Annotated in this window: 11 protein-coding genes and 1 CRISPR repeat array (1 of these 12 cut by a window edge); of the genes, 5 read left to right on the forward strand and 6 right to left on the reverse strand. The window is 57.8% G+C overall.

The features are described from left to right. Positions 1–172 precede the first annotated feature (172 nt). Together PYRFU_RS02445 and PYRFU_RS02450 are read left to right on the forward strand one after the other, a co-directional pair. Positions 173–484, forward strand: a complete 312-nt coding sequence (locus tag PYRFU_RS02445; RefSeq protein WP_014026031.1) for a hypothetical protein — start codon at positions 173–175, stop codon at positions 482–484. After that, positions 421–900 (forward strand): hypothetical protein, encoded by a 480-nt coding sequence (locus PYRFU_RS02450; RefSeq protein ID WP_167827803.1) that lies wholly within the window; start codon positions 421–423, stop codon positions 898–900. The genes PYRFU_RS02445 and PYRFU_RS02450 overlap by 64 nt, the downstream gene beginning before the upstream one ends. Positions 901–976: 76 nt before the next feature. On the opposite strand, the gene PYRFU_RS02455 is transcribed toward PYRFU_RS02450, so the two are convergent. After that, the gene (locus PYRFU_RS02455; protein WP_014026033.1) at positions 977–1,462 is read right to left on the reverse strand and encodes a CRISPR-associated ring nuclease; all 486 of its coding nucleotides are present in this window, start codon (positions 1,460–1,462) and stop codon (positions 977–979) included. 126 nt (positions 1,463–1,588) lie between these two features. Between PYRFU_RS02455 and PYRFU_RS02460 the strand changes: the two genes are divergently transcribed. Both PYRFU_RS02460 and PYRFU_RS02465 read left to right on the forward strand, forming a co-directional pair. Then, a complete protein-coding gene (locus tag PYRFU_RS02460; RefSeq protein ID WP_048191423.1) occupies positions 1,589–3,226 on the forward strand; it encodes a hypothetical protein in 1,638 nt (545 codons plus the stop codon). A 2-nt stretch (positions 3,227–3,228) separates the two neighbouring features. Then, a complete protein-coding gene (locus PYRFU_RS02465; RefSeq protein WP_014026034.1) occupies positions 3,229–5,262 on the forward strand; it encodes an ATP-binding protein in 2,034 nt (677 codons plus the stop codon). 230 nt (positions 5,263–5,492) lie between these two features. Here PYRFU_RS02465 and PYRFU_RS02470 read toward each other — a convergent pair whose 3' ends face one another. The 5 genes from PYRFU_RS02470 to PYRFU_RS02485 all read right to left on the reverse strand — a co-directional run bounded on the left by PYRFU_RS02470 (position 5,493) and on the right by PYRFU_RS02485 (position 10,384). After that, a complete protein-coding gene (locus tag PYRFU_RS02470; RefSeq protein WP_244403886.1) occupies positions 5,493–6,662 on the reverse strand; it encodes an ATP-binding protein in 1,170 nt (389 codons plus the stop codon). A gap of 162 nt (positions 6,663–6,824) precedes the next feature. After that, entirely contained in the window at positions 6,825–6,980 is a 156-nt protein-coding gene (locus tag PYRFU_RS10365; protein WP_014026036.1) for a PIN domain-containing protein, read from the reverse strand. Next, positions 6,970–7,194, reverse strand: a complete 225-nt coding sequence (vapB, locus tag PYRFU_RS02475; protein WP_014026037.1) for a type II toxin-antitoxin system VapB family antitoxin — start codon at positions 7,192–7,194, stop codon at positions 6,970–6,972. The genes PYRFU_RS10365 and vapB overlap by 11 nt, the downstream gene beginning before the upstream one ends. A gap of 232 nt (positions 7,195–7,426) precedes the next feature. Next, on the reverse strand, positions 7,427–8,962 hold the full coding sequence (locus PYRFU_RS02480) for a hypothetical protein (protein WP_048191425.1): 1,536 nt from the start codon (positions 8,960–8,962) through the stop codon (positions 7,427–7,429). Between the two features lie 363 nt (positions 8,963–9,325). After that, on the reverse strand, positions 9,326–10,384 hold the full coding sequence (locus PYRFU_RS02485) for a tRNA guanosine transglycosylase family protein (RefSeq protein ID WP_244403887.1): 1,059 nt from the start codon (positions 10,382–10,384) through the stop codon (positions 9,326–9,328). 223 nt (positions 10,385–10,607) lie between these two features. Here PYRFU_RS02485 and PYRFU_RS10370 point away from each other — a divergent pair, with 223 nt between their 5' ends. Further along, entirely contained in the window at positions 10,608–10,943 is a 336-nt protein-coding gene (locus tag PYRFU_RS10370; RefSeq protein WP_014026040.1) for a hypothetical protein, read from the forward strand. A gap of 122 nt (positions 10,944–11,065) precedes the next feature. Then, a CRISPR array of direct repeats spans positions 11,066–16,191; the repeat unit is 25 nt; unit sequence CTTTCAATTCATTCTTGGTTGTTTC (it continues 332 nt past the right edge of the window).

Consider the following 16,191-nt stretch of genomic DNA (forward strand, 5'->3'; position numbering starts at 1 on the left):
AACGCAACCGAATAGAGGCAGGGATAGCGACACAACTAGCCGGGGCATAGCAGTGGACTATAAGGTAACGCCCCGGCCGCCACCCTCTAGGTGCATAGGTTAATGTTGGGGTGCAAATGCACCACAAATATATACTTGTGTGTTGACTGCCCTTAACACGGTGTCAACTCCCTTGGAGGATCTTTGTAGGGTTATAGTCGAGGGTTCTAGGCGCTACCGGGCTAGTATGGAGGGGCTAGTCTGGGATCGTATACTCGAGGCTACACCCATACTACAGTCGTATATACTTCGGGGCTCGGGTCCACGAGGTTACGATGATAACGCCGCCGCGAAGCTACTCTGGGCTAGCCTTGCAGTCTGGGGTAACGTGAGGAGCCTACACGCGTACCAGGAGGATCTCCGCGACTGTGCGCTTGGCCCATGGGTGAGCAGGTACGGTCGCGACCTCATAGCCGAGCTGCGTGGGGGTACCGTTCCGTCGTAGAGAGGCTTGCTGGGCTACCCGAGACGCTCCGACCAGGGGATATCGAGAGTGTCCAGGTAGACCTGGAGAAGCTCTACCAGGCGTTGCTCGGCGTGAGGTGTATAGGGACGACGGCAGCATCGAAGATAATAGCGTTGCTCACGCTCTTTCACATTCCCCCGGTAGACGGCGTGATAGCCGAGTGCGTGATCGGGAAGAGGGAGCCTAGCAAGCCTAGCGAGTATGTTACCGTTGTAAAGAAGCTAGCCGAGATTCTGGCAGAGTGCATGGAGAGCAGAGAGTTCCTGGTGTATCTTGCAGAGAGGAGGGCGGAGGCGCGCAGCGTCATAGCGGCAAAGCCGTTCAAGATACTCGACGAGGGCCTCTGGTTCACACTGGTCTATGAGAAGAAGCGTGTAGGGGTGTGTAGAGAGTAGTAAGGGGCATGCTGAGGCTCTTGCCTAACTCTGGGCCCTTGGTCGTCGCTAGGGGGCGCGCTGAGGGTGTGCTCGCCTAGAGTGTGATTGGTTTTGGTGGTGTTCTTGTCGTCTTGTCGCATAGGGTCTCCGCCCTGTTTATCCTCTGCTGCTCTTCGTGCGGGATTGGCGTGTATATCGTCGTGTATCCTCTCCTAACCGAGTACATGGCTGCTATTATGGAGGCTAGTTTGCGGCCCCCGGTGACGTCTATTATGGCGTGTTTGGCGCCTCTCGTTGCCTCCTCTAGCTTCTCGAGGAGCTCGTTTATGCCCTCCTCGTCCGTGACGTCGTCAACCCTCAGCGCGTGCACGTGTATCGTGGTGCTTGGCGCTAGTGGTGGTTTGTCCGTGCCGGGGCATGGGCAGGTCCTGGCTATCTCTATCGCCTCGTGTACTGGTGCCCGCCTAGTCGCCACGATGTGAACCTCTGTGGGTGTAGCTGCGTTGGCACGTAGCGCGCAGAGCACCGTGTGGAGGACTCCCGGAGACATCCCGAGTAGCACGACGAGCCTTGTGCCCACGGCGCCGCGCCCCCGTGGTAGCCTTTAGCGCGTCTCGCGCTTGTTGTGCCCTCTGCCGTGGCGTAGTCGCGCTCTAGATTAGTGTGGGTGTCTTTCCCCTCCTGCTCGAGGCGGGGCTCTGGCTGCATGGAGGGTCATGAGCCTCTCCTGCCTCTCTATGCTGGTGTTGGCGTCGCGGCTGTGAGGGTGTTCGGGTGGAGTGTTGGGGCGGATGGCGTCCCGGTCTCTTGGGACCCGTTGGAGTGGATGGCTTGGCTCCGTTGGCCCCGCGAGGCTGTGGAGGCGTTCTCGACGCTCTATGGCCGCGTGTCAAGCGGGTGCGAGCGTGTCTCCCTGGTCTACCTGGACGCGGGGTCTCGCTCGTCGCCAGAGGCCCGCCGGAGCGTCTTCGCCGTGAAGCTCGCGGTGGTGCACCGGGTGTCGGTGGGTGGCGTTGTTGAGGAGCGTGTTGTGCACCCGTTGTTGAGGGGTGAGGGTGGGGCGGGGCTCCCTCTGCTCGTGGGCCGCGGGGGAGACCGGGCGAGGCAGGCTATCACCTACATTGTGGAGCTCGGGGCTGTCTACTCGCTGCTCCGCGGTGGTTGCGTGCTAGTCCTTAAGCACGGGCCTCTCGCGCAGCAGCTGCAACAGTACCTGCGGCCCAGCTACGACCTTGACGCTGACGTGCTGCACTCTGCGCTCGTATACTCGGGCGTCGAGCGCGACGAGGCTGACGCGATTGTGGATGCGGCTAGGGTTGAGGGTGGGATGGTCAACGCCGGTGTGGCTATACTCGAGCTGCTCTCTCGCATAGCGCGTCTAGCCGCGAGCGACGGGTCTGTGGCGGTGGCGGGCGTCACTGAGGACGTGACGGGTAGCCGTGTGCTAGCCTCGAGGCTCCTAGCCGAGGCTGCGAGGGCCGCGCTCGACGCGTATGAGGGCGGTGTGTTGAAGATCGACGGGCTGCGCTCCACAATCGCTCCGAGGATAGCGAGTCTCGTGAGGCTCGGCCGCGCGGCGCTAGACCGTCTGTGCGGGGACGGGGGGTGCCTATCCAGGTGCCTGGGCCTAGGCGGCATGGATGACCGGGAGCTGCAGGCGTTTACGGTTGGTCTCGTGGAGGCGCTCCACCGTAGGCTCTTCTACGAGAGGCAGGTGCCGCTAAGGTCGGCTTCCATTGCTGCGCTCGAGGCGGCGGTATACACGGAGGTTGGCAGGCTCCTCGAGACTAGCGACGCGTCCATAATCCTCGCTGGGCATTGCCTCGCCGGCCCCATAGCCGTGACGAGAGCCTGGCGTAGGGACGCTCTGCTCGAACTCCTAAAGTGGACCGTGAGCGACGTTAAGCGCGACGTGAAGAAGGAGCTTTTGACTAGCTTCGCAGACGTGTATGCCTATGTCGTGCCGGGGGATCCGCCTACATGCGCGCGGATAGAGGAGCTTCTCGAGTCGAGAGGGTTGGCGGGGAGGGTAGACCCGTGGCTCCTCGTTAGGCTCCAGAGGGTCTACCCGCCGGTCCGCGTCGACACCGTCGCGCCCAGTGGCGAGGAGGAGGGCGTGGCGCTCGAGAAGCTGAGGGGGCTAGCTGCGCTCGTCTACCTGGCCTCCAGCGTATCCCTCCACGGGTACCCGGCTGGGCTCCTGGTGGCTGATGCCAGGTCTCGTGTGACGCTAGGCGAGGCGTCTATACTCGAGGAGCTTGCGAGGAGGCTCGCAGAAAGGTTACAGCCCTACGCGGCCATCCTAAGACACTGGAGGTTGCGACGAGCAACGGTGGTAGACTAGCCTTGAGCAATGTACAGCCCATGGGCTACATAGTGAGGCTCTCGAGCTACGTGGAGGCGGAGGCCGTGGCGCTGACGCCGCTCGAGGAGAGCCTCCAGAGGGGCCAGATAGTAGAGGTGGTTGACCACAGCCAGGGCGGCGCGAGGTACCTCGCGGTCATAACGGACGTCTCGGAGACCGAGCCGCACCCCCTCATAGACCCGGAGGCGTTCCAGGCCCTCCTCCGCGAGGCTAGAGCCGAGCACGTTGATACGACCGAGCTCCTCCGCGCGATGCTCGACCCCACGAGCCCCTTCCGCTTCGCCACAACAGTCCACCTCAGGCTACGCCTCCTAGGCAGGTTGGTGGGCGACGCACTCGGGGATATCGGCAGGCCGCCTAGACCCAGGTCCACCATCCACCTGCCCGAGGCGGGCCTACTAGAGCAGCTCCTCTGCCCTAACCGCCCCAGTGTGGTCCCCATAGGGAGGCTCTCGCTGAGGAGCGACGTGAGAGTCTGCATAGACCTCGATAGGCTCAACACGCACATGGCGGTCCTCGGGCAGACGGGGTCGGGGAAGACGGAGACCGTCAAGAGGCTCGTCTACGAGACTATACGCTCGTGGCTGGCGCGGGGCACCCCACGCCGAGGAGTCATCGTGATGGACGTCGCAGGGGAGTATACGGGCTACCCCTACCGCCCGCCGAGCGCCACACCCCTCCTCGAGGCCCTGGCGCGCCACGGTATACAGCCGCGCCTCACGATAATCGTGCCCTTCGACCCGCTCTACGCGCACCCTGCTCTCGTCGAGGCCGGAGTAGCCGAGCTGGCAGGGAGGCTCTCGAGGCTATACCGTGGAGCCCGCGCGGCGGGCGTAGTCCTCCACGCGAGGAGCCCGACAGCCACGCTGGTACACCCGCCGCCGCGCACCGAGCTAACCCCCGCCGAGCTCCAAGCCCTCCTCGCCACCGCCGAGATGCTCGTAGTGGCGGCGCCGCTGCCCGACACGCTACCCCTGGGCCTCCTCCTCGAGCTCGGCGCGTTCAACGAGGACGCGGAGTACACGGCTGCCCTACACGAGGCCCTAGAGGAGCTAGAGGAGTATAACATCGTGTCGTCGGTTACGCTGCTAAGCGAGCTGGCTAGGATAGCTGTCGACGCCCGCCCCCGCAGCAGAGACTTCACATACCCCACGAGCATAGACACAACCTCCATATGCAGCGCCGCCGACGAGGCCCAACTGCTGAACGCGATAAGGTCGCAGCTGTCCATGGCCATAGGGGCTGACCCTCAGAGCCTAGCCGGTACTAGGCTACAGGAGCCCAGCGTGTGGGTATCGAGGCTGACTGGCGACTACCTCGACCCAAGCCTAGAGGCCCTGAGGGCGACATGCGCCTCGAGCCCGGGGCGCATACGCGAGAGGCTCTTGGGCGTGGCGCGAGCCGCCTACCGCATAGCGAGGAGCGACGTGAGATCCAGGAAGGCGCTCTACAGGAGGCTCTCTAGGATAGCCAGGGTAGCGTCACCCGCCCTCAACCCGCTCGCGGCTAGACTCATAGCCTGGAGGGTCTACAACGGCTTCACGATACTCCACCTGGCGCCGCCCTCAGTAGGCGGCGTCAACCACCCGCTCGTAACCTGGCTCCTCAACGAGGTGTTCGAGGAGGCTGTTAGGGGCTACACGCTCGACCAGAGGATGCTCGTTGTCGTAGAGGAGGCTCACAACCTGGCACCGTCACGCGAGGACACCTTCTCCAAGAGGATGTTGGTCAGGTACGCGAGGGAGGGGAGAAAGTGGGGACTAGGCCTCGTGATAGTCACGCAGAGGCCGGTCGGCGTAGACCCCACCATACTCAGCCAAACAGCCACACTAGTAGCACTCCGCATGACAAACCCGGAGGACATCCAGGCGGTGAAAAGCAGCGTCGAGAGCGCCACAGCAGAACTCGTCGAGAGACTACCAGACCTAGACCGCGGCGAGGCACTAGCCTCGGGCAACGCGCTACCAGAACGCCGCATACCACTCCTAGCCAGGATAGACATGGTCGGCCACTAGCCCCGCAAGTTCAGAAACACCGATCCTTATGCTAGTCGAGCTGGGCGGCGCAGCAAGCTATCCAGGCGTGCTCACAGATATGCAGGAACAACGATACGATGCTAATATGGGCATGGGGGGCGGAGGCCACGACTATGCCCGTGTCCAGATAGAAACGGTAACCATGTAGAAAGCCATATGCATGAGAGCCCGTGCAGCACTACCTAACCTGGCTGGTGATCGCTTCCTCTTCAGGGTTTGTGCCCATGCAGCTTGGCCACGGCTTCCTGGTATACCCTGTGCGGGTCTAGATCGAGGAGAGTCTCTACACCCTCCCGGTATCCCAGCTCTATCACCGTACGGTAGACTGGGTATTGGGGCTTGTAGCGTATGCCGTCGCGCCCCCGCGGGTACACCGGATAAACTATGTTGTAGGTTGTGAGTATCTGGCCTAGTGCGTGTAAGTGTGGCTCGCGGAGAGGCGCGATGTCGTTGTTTATGAGTTCGTAGGCTAGTCTTATCACTTCTCGCGGCTCAAGCTCACGGCGGAAGATCTCCGCGCTTAGCACGTTCCTAGCCCGGCTGAGCCCAGTCTCAACCTCCGCTATCCACATTGGCACACGTTCCTCCACCACTGTGTTTCTGTCGAGCATGCACAACTCGGGCAGGTAGCCAGGCGTCCCGCCCACAAGACCCAGCACCTCGTCCACATCTACACCGCAGCTTTTCAAGCTCACATACTCCTTGTAGAGAGCCCTGAAATGATCGACATCCAGATGCTCGACTAGCATCCATGCCGTGGAGTACCCGTGGAGCTTTGACAAGACGAGGTCTGTAGCCGTGAAACCCTCGCTTACAGTTAACACTATAGTGATGTTCGAGTAGTGCGGATCCTTTGCTAGTAGGCCTGCGAGAGCCTCCAGGTCGTCAAGAGCATCGAGGTACTTGCTCGCCGGGTCGCTTTTATGCATGTAGCGGGGCAGCAGGTGGAACTCGTCTATAAAGAGGATTATCCGCGTGGAGGCATACTCGCGGATAACGTCTATGAGTACATCGATGGCATGGTATGTCAGCTGGAGTAGCCCAGTAGACCTATCGTCGAGGTCTTTGAGAACTTCCAGAAGCCGCTCGGCTAGATTCTTTTTATCGACTAGTAGACCTCTCGTCTCAAGCGCCCTGACAAGATGCTGACCCCGGAGCCGACGCGCATCCACGTACACGGCTGCTATGCGGCCACGCTCTTGTAGCCCCCGGAGCCAGTACCGTACGAGCTCGCTCTTCCCGACGCCACGCGGCCCATAGACTATAACCGTCCTATGAGAGAAGACGAGTTTATCCAGCCTCTCGAGCTCCACGAGCCTATCGTAGAAGGCTGTGCCCAGCCCCGTACGGTAACCCCGATCAACATACACCGCTACCATCTCCACGGGTTTTACGCCGCCCCGGCAGCGTATAAGACAGTGTGAGTATGCCCGTCTACCACTGCAGCCCCACAGCTACAACAATGGAACGATTACTTGGGGGTGCCTTGCCAGGTTTACCGCGTGAGCATTCGCCCTGACCTAGCGCTGCCCTCCTAGAGGCTACCTGAGATAGACTCGAGCTATACCACGAGAGTGGACGACAACCCTTCCCTCTAGGTGGTCATCCCTCAGCCTCACAGCGTGCTCAGAGTACGCCTCGGGGATAACCCACTTTATGATCACACTCGCATCGGCTACAACAGGCTTAGCGCGCATCCCTATCCTCCCTTACAAACTCGGCAGCAAGGTTGCCCTCCACCCGGCCTATACTCCGCCGGAGCCTCTCCATCTCATCTCTAAGCCTACGCGCCTTCTCCCTCCTGACAAGCTCCTCTAGGAACTCCCTAACAGCCGCAGAGTAGTTTATACCGAGCCTCTCCAGCTCCTCCTTAAGCCTCCTTGGCACCCTCACACTAATGACGACACTCACACGTCAACACCCACGTATACACGCACTGTAAACAGTAAAACGCTTACCTCGCAGCAGGTCGCCACGCCACTCCAAGAGCCTCAGAGGCCACGGAGTCTCGTCCTACAAGGCAGGGCGGCAATTGCCGCTCGCTGCCCACGGAGGAGTGTGCGCTGCCAGCCGGTTCTCTTCGACACGAATACCTTCCTAGGCCAAGGCGCTACCTGACCGGATGTCCGCCTGGTTCCCCCGGCTAGCTCGTATGCTTCCGCGTCTTGATCTTGAACTTCTCGAGGTGTATGCCTATAGTCTGCCAGGCGTTGGTGCCTCTTAGCATACCGCGCGTCTTCTCGGCTAGGCACGCTACGTGGAGTAGGGCGTATGCTGCTCTAGCGGCTCTCGCCCTAACGTCTATCTCGTCCCATCTCCACGGCTCGAGGCTTTGCCTGGCGGAGAGCACTCTCGTTATCTTGGAGGAGGGGTGGCTCCGCCATAGCGTGTATGCCCCGGTGTCCTCGGTTACCAGTGTATACTTCTCGAGTATCAGGGGATCCATTCTTATCATCGCTGTGTCGGCTGGCGGCGGGTCGCTTGGCAGCACAGGGGTCGTGGCCTGAAGCTCTCGTAGTAGCACGCCGGCTACTATCCTGCGTAGCACCTTCTCGGGGTCTCGGAGCCCAGCGTTCCTCTTGAGAGCCTCGGCTAGGCTCCTCTCTATCTCTGCCACGACGGCCCACGGTAGGGCTATGGATGCGCCCATTAGAGCCTCTATGTGCACCCCCTTGTAGACTAGGTTGGCGTCTACCAGCAGCCTATCACCCAGCGTGTAGAGCAGTGCCTCTCCGCGTCCATCCTCGCTCCCGGCTAGCCACCAGTAGAGGCCAGACGCCTCTGCGAGGGCGCGCACAACGAGGCCTGGTATCCCCTTGTCGCTCGAGGCTAGCTTCCCGGCATCCTCTGCCGCCTTCACCCAGCTCTCGGGTTTGCACCAGTCGTCCACGGTTATCTCTCCGAGGGGCGTCTCCAAGCTGAGCACGCACGGCGTACACTCGGCCCTGTCATAATCGTACCTGGCGGTGCCGCTGCACTCGATGTTCACCTGGAGGGCCTTGACGGCTATGCATGCGCGTAGGCTACCAGCCTCTACACCCACAGACTCTAGCAGCTCCCTCACCCTCAGCTTCCTCAACCATTTTGGCGCCTCGCGCCCCCTGGGAGGCTCCCACACCGGGTGTATGACGTAGAGGGGCTCGAGGGGCCTGGGTACGAGCGGGTAGGGTAGCCCAGTCCAAGGCCCCCACCAGAAGTCCAGGTGGACCACGTTCGCCTCCGAGCCCTCGACGGACCCCGGCGTTACGCTCGCCAACGCGAGGGCAGCCGCGAGCCTCCTAGACCCGGGCGAGGTGCAGGACACTACACGCGGGAACCTGGCCGCGAGGTACTCTACAAGCCTCCTAGCAGCTCTCTCCAGGATACCGGGCGCGTCGCTAACCTCCACAATAACGCCGGGGATGGCCACACCGGCATCGCTAACCACGCGCAGCGCACGCTCAGAGTCCGGCCTCGTCCTCGGAGTCGCCAGCACAACTACACCATCAACGCCATACTCCTCCGCCAGTCTCAGTATACACGAGATGAAGGAGAGCCTTGACTCCCTACCGACACACCCAGCCGCAACAGCCACAACACTAGCCCCACCCAACACCGAGCCGATCACAGCCTCCGCGTCGCGCGGCAATCTCCCAGTCTCAACACCATCGAGGCTAGACACTCTAACTACACTCGCCAATGTCTATACCCGCACAACCAGAATCAATACCCTTGACCAAGAGCGTTTCCCACGATACACGCCCCGGCAGCCACCATGACACGTACACCACGAGAGCCTAGCCTGGAGGAAGGACACCCAGCGGAGATATACACTAGGCGGCTAGAATACACCAACGTGTAGAGCACCAGCGCGGGACTCACCCCTCCATCGTAAGAACGGTGACTACGCCTATCCAGCGCTAGACGCTGTGTAGACTGGGCGACAGGGCACGCCATAGGCACAAGCCGGGAGCCTAGCCATATGAGCTTCTCCTGGTGGAGCCTAGGATCTGTGACCGTTAGGGGCTTTGTGGAGACGCTCTACCGGCCCAGGGGGAGTGCATCAATGCCGTGCACCTACTAGCTTCTCTACTGCTCTCGTTATTCTCGGGTTGTTCTTTGCGAGCCTCTTTAGCATGTTTATTGTGTCCTGGGCTGCGAGTCTTGCGGCTTCTAGCGTGACGTGTAGGTTGTGGAGGGCTAGTGCTTTGGTGTCCCACCTCATCTCGTCAAGCGTGTCGAAGCGGGTGCAGGCGGGGCACGTGCAGTACTCGGAGGGTTTCAGCCTGGAGCCCCTCGCCTCTATCCGGGCTGGTAGCCTCCCGGCGAGGTAGTGCTCGGGTGGCGTGTACCAGAGTCTCTTGGCGGCAGCTATTATGAAGGTCTTCGAGTCCATCGAGTCGCCTCCAGCCGCGTACAATAGCGGTATGTTGACTGGGGAGGCGACGCCGAGGACGTGGAGCCACGCGCCCCGGGGCAGCGCGCTCCTCGCCTCTAGTAGCCTCTCGGTGATGTAGGCTGGGTTTCCGCGGTGCGGCACCAGCCCGCCGACCGCGAATCCGTCCACCTCGTCGAGTCTTAGCCCCGCCCTCTCGCGCAGCTCGACCGCGAGCATCTCGAGGAGGGCTCGTAGCTCGCTGGCGTCGCGGTAGTGGAGGACTATGAGCAGCTTCATGCTCCTCCTCGTCCTCAGCTGGTAGGCCAACGCCGCGTTCCTAGCCGTAACCCTCAGCCTGTTGAGGACCTCCCCGTCCATCGCGCCGTGGAGGGGGTAGTCCAGGGTGAAGGCATAGTCCGCCCCGAAGCCCTCCTGCCTCCGGAGTATAGCCTCCACGAGCTCCTCCCCGGGCTCACCCGGGCTCCTCGGCCCCCTCCCCGCCCCATGCCTCCCGGCCAGGAGCCTCGTCTTGTCCCGGATGTAGAGGAATCCGCCCGAGTCAACCCACGCAGTGACGCTGGGGTCGAGGTGGGTATCCTTACGGTGGTGTGGGCGGAGAAAGTAAGCGTTGACCATCGCGTGGTGGTGGCCCAGGCCCTCGGGGGGCGGGCGCCAGTAGGGCGGCGTGTTGCCACCCGCACCGAGGTTATGCACCGGGACTATCACGGGCCTTACACTTCCCACCAAGAGTATCCCGAGGAGGCGCCGCGAGCCCAACGCATAAGCCGTTGCACGCGGATAGGCGGGAGTTTCACACTAAACCCCGGGAGCAGCGTCAGCCACAACCTATACGCGTGGACCGCGAGTCCACAAACGGCCCACGATGCACCACAGGTAGGTGTGGAAGACGGCCCACCCGACCACACGCCACAGAGCCGCGTAGTCCCTGGGCACGGACGCCCTCCTGGTGACCCCACCCTGGTACAATGGGAGGCTCCAGTGGGCCGAGAAGCGGATACTCTGGGTCGTGGAGTGGCCGGTCGACCCGAGACACTCCGCCGTCCTCGCTTACAACGGGTCTAGGGTGGCGAGGGTCACGAGGGTCTACGTGGTCCTAGAGGAGCCGCTCATAGCCACGCCCGACAGACCAGAACCCGGGTACCTGTCCAGGGCGGCGAAGTGGTTCTGGGCGCTCTCCGGCGTAGCCAGCGGGATAGCCACGTGCACGGCGCGTACCCCGGCCACGTCCCGGCCTACGCAGGCTCCAGGTGCACAGCGTAGACCGTCTGCCGTGACTGGGTAGCCACCTCCCCCTCCACCCTCGAGGCCACCTCCTCCAGCTTCTTCACAACCTCCCGGATGAGCACAATCACCTCCTTGTAGGCCTTAATCCAGGTCTTCGAGGGTTACTCTGCAACCGCATGCCTTTCAATTCATTCTTGGTTGTTTCGCAATACTACGTGGTGAAGAGGTGCCGCCAGAGTCAGGCATTGACCTTTCAATTCATTCTTGGTTGTTTCGAGAGCATGACGTGTGTGTCACAACCGGCAAGAAGGGCGTGTGTATCTTTCAATTCATTCTTGGTTGTTTCCAGCGCCTGCTCCTAGGCCGTGACCGTGACGAGGAGACGGTCTATGTCACCCTTTCAATTCATTCTTGGTTGTTTCGGGTGTGGTAGCCGAACGATAGCCTGGCTAGTGATAGTGTGTACTTTCAATTCATTCTTGGTTGTTTCCCAAACTTGCCACCAATGCCTCAGCCAACACCAAAACCGTAAGCTTTCAATTCATTCTTGGTTGTTTCTCCCCGCGATTGTCGATACGCCGGGTGTCGTTACCGTTGGCTTTCAATTCATTCTTGGTTGTTTCCTGTGTCCGCGCCCGGGGACACCCCTCCCTCAGCATGTGCTCCTTTCAATTCATTCTTGGTTGTTTCCCCTTGTAGCGAGCCACGGCCAACACACCAACCCGATGCTAGTTCTTTCAATTCATTCTTGGTTGTTTCACCGCTCTACGCCACCCCCTACCTGAACGTCACGACCGGCTTTCAATTCATTCTTGGTTGTTTCACAAAACGCGCGATATATAGACGCGCGCGGCTATAATATAATATAACGCGACTTTCAATTCATTCTTGGTTGTTTCCTCGATAGCTCTACGAATCGCCTCTGAGCGATTTATTCCACGCTTTCAATTCATTCTTGGTTGTTTCACGGATACGTCTCGCACAGACGTACCTCTATCGTCACTTTATCTTTTCTTTCAATTCATTCTTGGTTGTTTCGAAACCCTCTTGACGGGAATGTGGCAGGGCAAGTGGAACTTTCAATTCATTCTTGGTTGTTTCCTACCAACGTGCTGGTGGCCGCAGCCAGCCTAGCCCCGGACATCCTTTCAATTCATTCTTGGTTGTTTCGGCGCTGCTGGAAGCCGTGGTGGAGTCTATACCGGTGCTGGACCTTTCAATTCATTCTTGGTTGTTTCTACCCGACTGCCAGGGGAGTACACGTTTACGCCACTAGCGAGTCACCATGGGTCTTTCAATTCATTCTTGGTTGTTTCGCTGCTGCAGCCTTTATTGCACAGAACGGCTCGTAGCTTACCTTTCAATTCATTCTTGGTTGTTTCCTCGAGAGCCTCTATGAGAGCGTTAGAGGCACTAGCAAGCTCACAGTGCTTTCAATTCATTCTTGGTTGTTTCTCCAATTGCCAGGATCCTCGAGAAGGAGTTAGGTGAAGTAGCCACTTTCAATTCATTCTTGGTTGTTTCCTAGGAGTTGAAGGGTTCGAAGGCTGAGGCTGGGATGATACTTTCAATTCATTCTTGGTTGTTTCCTCGTAGGCGAGGTGTACCGCTGGCGTGCCCATCGCCATTGCCTCCTTTCAATTCATTCTTGGTTGTTTCGTAGGGGGTTGCGGGTACGCTGCATGGTTGACGAGCCGCTGGGCTTTCAATTCATTCTTGGTTGTTTCCCGAGCCCGAAGGAGCTTGGCGCGCGCGTCTTCAAGGGCGACTTTCAATTCATTCTTGGTTGTTTCCGATGGCAACGAGGTTGACGTGCACTTCGACCACCTGGCGCACTTTCAATTCATTCTTGGTTGTTTCGCGTTGGAGAGGCTGCTGGAGGAGCGGAGGGTTGACGCGAGCTTTCAATTCATTCTTGGTTGTTTCGCGTAGACCTTCAGCAGCGCCCCCCTGCTGGCCGCCTTGCCCAGCTTTCAATTCATTCTTGGTTGTTTCCAGTAGCATGCCGCTATACTACGAAGTGTTCGTGAAGTGCCTTTCAATTCATTCTTGGTTGTTTCACGCAGTGTAACCCGGGAGAGTACGCGTTCAACGTGTCAGGTCAGCTTTCAATTCATTCTTGGTTGTTTCATCATGGACTTCTTCAACCGCGTGAGCGTCGTTGAGCATACTTTCAATTCATTCTTGGTTGTTTCCGGGGTACGTGGTCACAACCGCATCACCGTGTGTGCAGCGAACCTTTCAATTCATTCTTGGTTGTTTCAAACCAGCGCCGTGCCTCGGAAACGGTGATTATGTAGAAATAGCCTTTCAATTCATTCTTGGTTGTTTCCTACGAATAGCATAGGCGGGCACCGTATCTACCTACCCGAGTATGGCTTTCAATTCATTCTTGGTTGTTTCGCAACCCGGCCTAGCTGTAGCCATGCTTGTATGCTTCGCCATATACCTTTCAATTCATTCTTGGTTGTTTCAATAGCTCCACTACTTGGTCAACGGCGTACCCCATCCACTTCTTTCAATTCATTCTTGGTTGTTTCAGGCGAAGCCCGACGAGGTTGCCGCCGAGATATCTGGTATCCCTTTCAATTCATTCTTGGTTGTTTCTAGGATAGAGACGGTGAAGGGCAACGGGGCGTTCTTCGAGACTAGTGCTTTCAATTCATTCTTGGTTGTTTCTGATTCTCCCACCCGGCTGAGCGGTGATGACGGCAGCCTCCACTCTTTCAATTCATTCTTGGTTGTTTCAGGGCAGTAGGATTAGCGCCAGGAGTGGCGCGAGGGTTATCAAAAACTTTCAATTCATTCTTGGTTGTTTCTACCGACGAGCAGACGGCTACGCCGCGCACCCAGCGAGAGGCTATCGACTTTCAATTCATTCTTGGTTGTTTCTCCGCGCGCGAGATCCATCTCTCCCGCCCCCGCGCTTCGGGTAGCTTTCAATTCATTCTTGGTTGTTTCTCGCTCGAGGAGGTGAGGAGGCTGGCCCAGGAGGGTAGCTTTCAATTCATTCTTGGTTGTTTCGTCGCGTAGTATACGCGCCGCGGTGAGCACCCCGAGCTGCTCCTTTCAATTCATTCTTGGTTGTTTCCTGGCCGTGGCCCCTCTCGCAATCGGCCTCAGCTTCCTCCCTTTCAATTCATTCTTGGTTGTTTCGGAGAAGATGGCGGTCTCAGGGCCGCCGCCCGCGAGGCGGTCCCACTTTCAATTCATTCTTGGTTGTTTCATAGGGGGTCGTCTGGCAACACGACCTTCGAGATAACGTTCAACGTGACGAGCTTTCAATTCATTCTTGGTTGTTTCCATCGAGGCTCTGGACTACCTCGCCGAGATGATAGACTATAGGGCTTTCAATTCATTCTTGGTTGTTTCGCCAGGCCCGAGGCGGTGAGGTTTGACAACGTGGAGAGGAACGGACTTTCAATTCATTCTTGGTTGTTTCACCTTGGCGTCCGGCAGTGGCGGGGCCGACGGCCCCACCAGGCCCCGCCTTTCAATTCATTCTTGGTTGTTTCGGATTGTTCTAGCATCTGCTCCGAACCCAAATCATAATTCGCTTTCAATTCATTCTTGGTTGTTTCCGTGGCATAGTGATAGTGGCAACGCATACTGACATATTCCACGTCGGTCCTTTCAATTCATTCTTGGTTGTTTCTACGGCAGGAGCGCCGAGCAGGTTGAGCTCGCGAGCCTACTTTCAATTCATTCTTGGTTGTTTCTCTAGCTCTACGCTCACGTTGAGGGGCACGGCTCTCACCCCCTTTCAATTCATTCTTGGTTGTTTCCATGGGCGCGGTTGAGACCTTCGAGGACAGGATAGCCTCGACTTTCAATTCATTCTTGGTTGTTTCTCTATGGTGGATGGCGAGGACGGCGACATCTGGTACGAGCTTTCAATTCATTCTTGGTTGTTTCCCGTGTCCTGGTCACCAACCAGCTCCTAGCCCCGGGCGTGCGCGTGCAGCTCTTCGTACTTTCAATTCATTCTTGGTTGTTTCACGAGGTGAGAGACTTCACAGAGATAGCCCGCATAGTAGCAAAAACGCCTTTCAATTCATTCTTGGTTGTTTCTGGAACCGCCGCCACCGTTGGCCTGACGCTATTCGTGATTGCTTTCAATTCATTCTTGGTTGTTTCTCCGGATCCCCGCACCGCGTATAGAGGGTATGCGCGGGGGTATAACTTTCAATTCATTCTTGGTTGTTTCACATGGAGGAGCCAAGGCTCATAACCGCGATACGCGAGAATGCTTTCAATTCATTCTTGGTTGTTTCCAGAAGTCTTACGACGGATACTAGTGGTGCAAATAATGCTTTCAATTCATTCTTGGTTGTTTCACTACACGACCCTGCAAATTCCCATCGTGTCATAGTGTCATACTTTCAATTCATTCTTGGTTGTTTCGCGGTCTGGAGCCCGGTGCACGGATCTACATCTACGATGTCTTTCAATTCATTCTTGGTTGTTTCCTGGCCGCCGCACTTGGCGTTGAGGGTGTGGAGGCAAGCGCTTTCAATTCATTCTTGGTTGTTTCACGAGGCAGTGTGTTAGTGACGATAGGCCGGTGTGTAGCGAGACTTTCAATTCATTCTTGGTTGTTTCTTAACAGCGTACTTCAGCGCTTCGCGGACGCCAACGCGTACCTTTCAATTCATTCTTGGTTGTTTCCGCGTTGGTCTTGTAGCTCTCTGCGCCGGCGTCCACGCGGGAGTCGCTTTCAATTCATTCTTGGTTGTTTCCCCGCATGGGTCTACCCCTCTCCCGAGATGCGCAAGGTAGCGACCCTTTCAATTCATTCTTGGTTGTTTCGTAGCTCTCGATCCACCCGCGGAACACAGGGTCGGCATGCTTTCAATTCATTCTTGGTTGTTTCCAGCCTCACTAGAATCTCGTATATCTCGCGGGCTTGTTGTATCTTTCAATTCATTCTTGGTTGTTTCGCTCGGTGTTCAAGTCGGTGGTCTACGACCGTTGCGGGTGCGTCCAGACTTTCAATTCATTCTTGGTTGTTTCAGTGATATGCTAGTCGGTGATTTATGGTGATAATAAACGTGCTACTTTCAATTCATTCTTGGTTGTTTCGTACTGAAAAGTGTTGGTCTACTTGATAAGCTAAGAATGTATCTTTCAATTCATTCTTGGTTGTTTCAATACAAAACAATCAAGATATTGACGGGCCTGCCTTTAGTAAATGTAACTTTCAATTCATTCTTGGTTGTTTCTTGTAATGCGGGGTGAGGGCATGAAACTGAGAGAATTAGTACTTTCAATTCATTCTTGGTTGTTTCGACGTCGTAATGCAGATC

It is taken from the genome of Pyrolobus fumarii 1A (genome assembly GCF_000223395.1).
GTDB classification, from domain to species: Archaea; Thermoproteota; Thermoprotei_A; order Sulfolobales; family Pyrodictiaceae; genus Pyrolobus; species Pyrolobus fumarii.

Bases quoted from the DNA above. Each gene is read 5' to 3' on its own strand.
- PYRFU_RS10365 (WP_014026036.1), bottom strand. From the start codon at position 6,980: ATGCGCGCTAAGCCTGTTGTAGCCGATGCGAGTGTGATCATAAAGTGG.
- PYRFU_RS02450 (WP_167827803.1), top strand. From the start codon at position 421: ATGGGTGAGCAGGTACGGTCGCGACCTCATAGCCGAGCTGCGTGGGGG.
- PYRFU_RS02470 (WP_244403886.1), bottom strand. From the start codon at position 6,662: ATGGTAGCGGTGTATGTTGATCGGGGTTACCGTACGGGGCTGGGCACA.
- PYRFU_RS02460 (WP_048191423.1), top strand. From the start codon at position 1,589: ATGGAGGGTCATGAGCCTCTCCTGCCTCTCTATGCTGGTGTTGGCGTC.